Origin of the sequence: uncultured Sphingomonas sp. (genome assembly GCF_946477935.1) — a bacterium.
Taxonomy (GTDB): Bacteria; Pseudomonadota; Alphaproteobacteria; order Sphingomonadales; family Sphingomonadaceae; genus Sphingomonas.
In genome coordinates, this window is the sequence record NZ_CAMLAC010000289.1 from 1 (window position 1) to 3,806 (window position 3,806).

Genomic DNA, 3,806 nt, shown 5'->3' on the forward strand with positions numbered 1-3,806 from the left:
GGGGGGGCGCGAGTTCGGCCATGGATGGCGGCATAGCGAGGGCAGGCATGCCACGTGAACCCCCCGCCGCGCCTGCCGTTCCGAATCGCGGGCGAAATGATCCACCCGCAACGTGGTTCGGCACAGGCAGCGACTATCCCTCTGGCGGCAGGGGCGGGCCGCGGAACACGTCCTTGCCCCCATAGGCCTTCAGCTTCACCGGGCGGCCGGTCTTCGCGCTCTCAAAGATCGCTTCCATGATGACATGGTCCTGCACGCCCTCTTCGCCCGGCGTGCGTGGCTGGCGGTTGGTCAGAACGCAGTCGGCCATATGGTCCATCTCTGCGGCGAACTGGTTCTTTTGCGGCAGGATGACCTGCTGGCGCTCGTCCATGTCGCCCTGGTTCTGCGCGACGTAGAGCTGCTGACCCTGATATTTATAGGCGTTGGGCATATCGATCGTCGCGGTGGCGAAGTTCAGCCGCTGGTGCTTGTCGTCGCGCGCGCCGTAGCTGGTCAGGCACTGCGCCATGAAGTTGGAGGGGAAACGCATCGTCCAGGCGACCGTTTCCTCCACCTCGGCATAGCGCGGGTCCCCGGGCGGGCTGAACTGTTCGGCATAGACTTCCGTCGGTTCCTCGCCGGTCAGGAAGCGGGCGGTGTTGATGCAGTAGAGACCGATATCGGGCAGCGCACCGCCGCCGGCCAGCGCCTTTTTGTGACGCCATTGTTTCTCGCCATCGGGGGCGACGGTCTGCACATTGGTCATCGTCGCGCCGACGAGGCGGCCGAACGTCCCCTCCTGCACGAAGCGGGCGGCGCGCTGATTATAGGGTTCGTACTGGATGCGATAGGCGATCATCAGGCGAACGTTGGCGCGCTTGCACGCCTCCACCATCGCGCGGGCGTCGGCGGCGTTGTTCGCCATCGGCTTTTCGCACAGCACATGCTTGCCGGCGGCCGCGGCACGCTCGACATATTCGCGGTGCATGCCGTTGGGCAGGACGATGTAGGCGACCTGGATGGCAGGATTGTCGCGGATGCGATCGAACCCGGCATAGTCGTAGCAGTTTTCCGGGCTGATCCCGTATTGCCGCGCGGCGGTGCGCAGTTTTTCCGGACTGCCCGAGACGAGCGCGACCAGCTTCGCCTTCTTGCACTCGCCAAATGCGGGGAGCAGCTCCTCCAGGCTGAGACGGCCGAGTGCCACGATGGCGAAGCCGACGCGCTGTTCGGGGGGAAGCGGCGCGGGGGGTGGGGCGGTCTTCGGATCGGCCTCGCTGCGCCATTCGGGAAAGGTGACCTTGCCGTTCTGGACACTGCCGCGGTCGACATCGCTGGGCGGCGGATATTTTTGCGCATCGGCCGCGCGCGTGCCGAGCACCATGCCGGCCGCGGCACCGCCCAGTTTCAGCATCAGGCGGCGGTCGATCGAATCGGGCATATGGTGCGCTCCTGGCGATGGTCGCGGGGGGAACGCATGAAAGCCCTTGAAGACGCAGGCATTTGCATTTGGCATCCGAGACGGGGCAGAGAGGCTGACAAACAAGGAGAGGCCATGTCGTCCACGATCGCCGAATTGGAACGCCGCCGCGCCGCCGCCCGCATGGGTGGGGGGCAGAAGCGGATCGATGCGCAACATGCCAAGGGCAAGCTGACCGCGCGTGAGCGGCTGGACGTGCTGCTGGACGAAGGCAGCTTCGAGGAACTCGACATGTTCGTCGAGCATAACTGCACCGATTTCGGCATGGCCGAACAGGTGGTGCCGGGCGATGGCGTAGTGACCGGATCGGGCACGATCAACGGCCGACTTGTGTTCGTATTCTCCCAGGATTTCACCGTGTTCGGCGGGTCTCTGTCGGAACGTCATGCCCAGAAGATCTGCAAGATCATGGACATGGCGATGAAGGTGGGCGCGCCCGTGATCGGTTTGAACGATTCAGGCGGCGCGCGCATCCAGGAAGGCGTGGCGAGCCTGGGCGGCTATGCCGAGGTGTTCCAGCGCAATGTGCTCGCCTCGGGCGTGGTGCCGCAGCTTTCCCTTATCATGGGGCCGTGCGCGGGCGGTGCGGTGTATTCTCCGGCGATGACCGACTTCATCTTCATGGTGAAGGATTCGAGCTACATGTTCGTGACCGGGCCCGACGTGGTGAAGACGGTGACGAACGAGGTGGTGACCCAAGAGGAACTGGGCGGTGCGGTGACGCACACCACGCGCACCTCGGTGGCGGACGTGGCGTTCGAGAATGATGTCGAGGCGCTGCTGGCCGCGCGCGACTTCTTCGACTTCCTGCCGCTGACCAACCGGACAGGCGTGCCCGAGCGGCCGACCTCCGACCCGTGGGACCGGGTGGAGGACAGCCTGGACACGCTGGTCCCGGCCTCTGCCAACCAGCCCTATGACATGCATGAACTGCTGTCCAAGGTGGTGGACGAGGGCGATTTCTTCGAGATCCAGCCAGCGCATGGGGCCAACATCATCTGCGGCTTCGGGCGGATCGAGGGGCGCACGGTGGGCTTTGTCGCGAACCAGCCGATGGTGCTGGCCGGCGTGCTGGACATCAACGCCAGCCGCAAGGCGGCGCGCTTCGTGCGCTTCTGCGACGCGTTCGAGATACCGATCGTGACGTTCGTCGACGTGCCCGGCTTCCTGCCCGGCACCGCCCAAGAGCATAACGGCATCATCAAGCACGGCGCCAAGCTGCTGTTCGCGTACGGCGAGGCGACAGTGCCCAAGATCACGGTCATCACGCGCAAGGCCTATGGCGGCGCCTATGACGTGATGGCGTCCAAGCATCTGCGCGGCGACCTGAACTATGCGTGGCCTACCGCGGAAATCGCGGTGATGGGCGCCAAGGGCGCGGTGGAGATTATCTTTCGCGGCCGCACGCCGGAGGAAATCGCCGAGCGCACCGCGGAATATGAGGCGCGCTTCGCCAATCCGTTCGTCGCGGCGAGCAAGGGCTTCGTCGACGAGGTGATCCAGCCGCATTCCACCCGGCGCCGCATCGCGCTGGGCCTGCGCAAGCTGCGCAACAAGAGCCTCGCCAATCCGTGGAAGAAGCACGATAACATTCCGCTATGAGCGGACGGAAGCAGGTAAAGCGAGGCGGGCTGCCCTGGCTGACGCTGGCGCTGCTGGCGGCGGTGATCGTGCTGGCGGTGTTGTGGTGGCGCGAGCGGGCGGCGAACGAGGCGCCGCGTGCGGCGGCCACCCCGGCGGCGACCGCGGAGGTGCCGCCGGCGACGCCCAATGTCGCGGGGCTGTTGCCCGACGAGCGGCTGGCGGCAGCGGTGAAGGCCGCGTTCCCGGCGGGCAACACGGCAGAGAGCGAGTCGGGCGAGCATTATGTGTTCGACGAACACCGGCTGGTCGATACGCCGTTCGGCCCGGTGCTGGTCAGCGAGGGGCAGGTGGCCGAGCCCGCGCATGTTTCCGCCGGGCGGCTGGACATCACCTATCTGAAACCGGACGGCGAACGCTATGCGGTCGATCGTCGTTTCCCGGAAGCGGTGCTGGCCGGCAGCATGGGACGAATGAGCGACTGGAGCGTGTCGAACACGTTCGGCCGCCTGCCGGTGGTTCAGGCGCAGGGGGGCGGAACGTGGCAGGGATATACCTGCGGGCGCACCACGCTGGTCGAATTGCAGCCGACCGGGCCGGTGAAGGTGGCCGATTTCCTGGACAGCTATGACGATGGCGGAGCGGCGGTAGGGCGGCCGCAATCGAGCGAGGGTAAGATCGTAGAAATCGTGCCCGATCAATCCTTTATCGTACGCTTTACCGGCACGCGGGCGTTTGATGCGCGCTATGTGCGGGATGGGGG

At 65.8% G+C, this 3,806-nt stretch carries 3 protein-coding genes; 2 read left to right on the forward strand and 1 reads right to left on the reverse strand.

Annotated features, from left to right (window positions below; all coding sequences use genetic code 11):
- Nucleotides 1-133: 133 nt before the first annotated feature.
- On the reverse strand, nucleotides 134-1,423 hold the full coding sequence (locus Q0U08_RS18545; RefSeq protein ID WP_298093183.1) for a Gfo/Idh/MocA family oxidoreductase: 1,290 nt from the start codon (nucleotides 1,421-1,423) through the stop codon (nucleotides 134-136).
- 114 nt (nucleotides 1,424-1,537) lie between these two features.
- Here Q0U08_RS18545 and Q0U08_RS18550 point away from each other — a divergent pair, with 114 nt between their 5' ends.
- The gene (locus Q0U08_RS18550) at nucleotides 1,538-3,064 is read left to right on the forward strand and encodes an acyl-CoA carboxylase subunit beta (protein WP_298093184.1); all 1,527 of its coding nucleotides are present in this window, start codon (nucleotides 1,538-1,540) and stop codon (nucleotides 3,062-3,064) included.
- Nucleotides 3,061-3,806: hypothetical protein (locus Q0U08_RS18555; protein ID WP_298093186.1), on the forward strand; the 746-nt coding region annotated here is incomplete at its 3' end. The genes Q0U08_RS18550 and Q0U08_RS18555, both read left to right, overlap by 4 nt.

Bases quoted from the DNA above. Each gene is read 5' to 3' on its own strand.
- Q0U08_RS18545 (WP_298093183.1), bottom strand. From the start codon at position 1,423: ATGCCCGATTCGATCGACCGCCGCCTGATGCTGAAACTGGGCGGTGCC.
- Q0U08_RS18550 (WP_298093184.1), top strand. From the start codon at position 1,538: ATGTCGTCCACGATCGCCGAATTGGAACGCCGCCGCGCCGCCGCCCGC.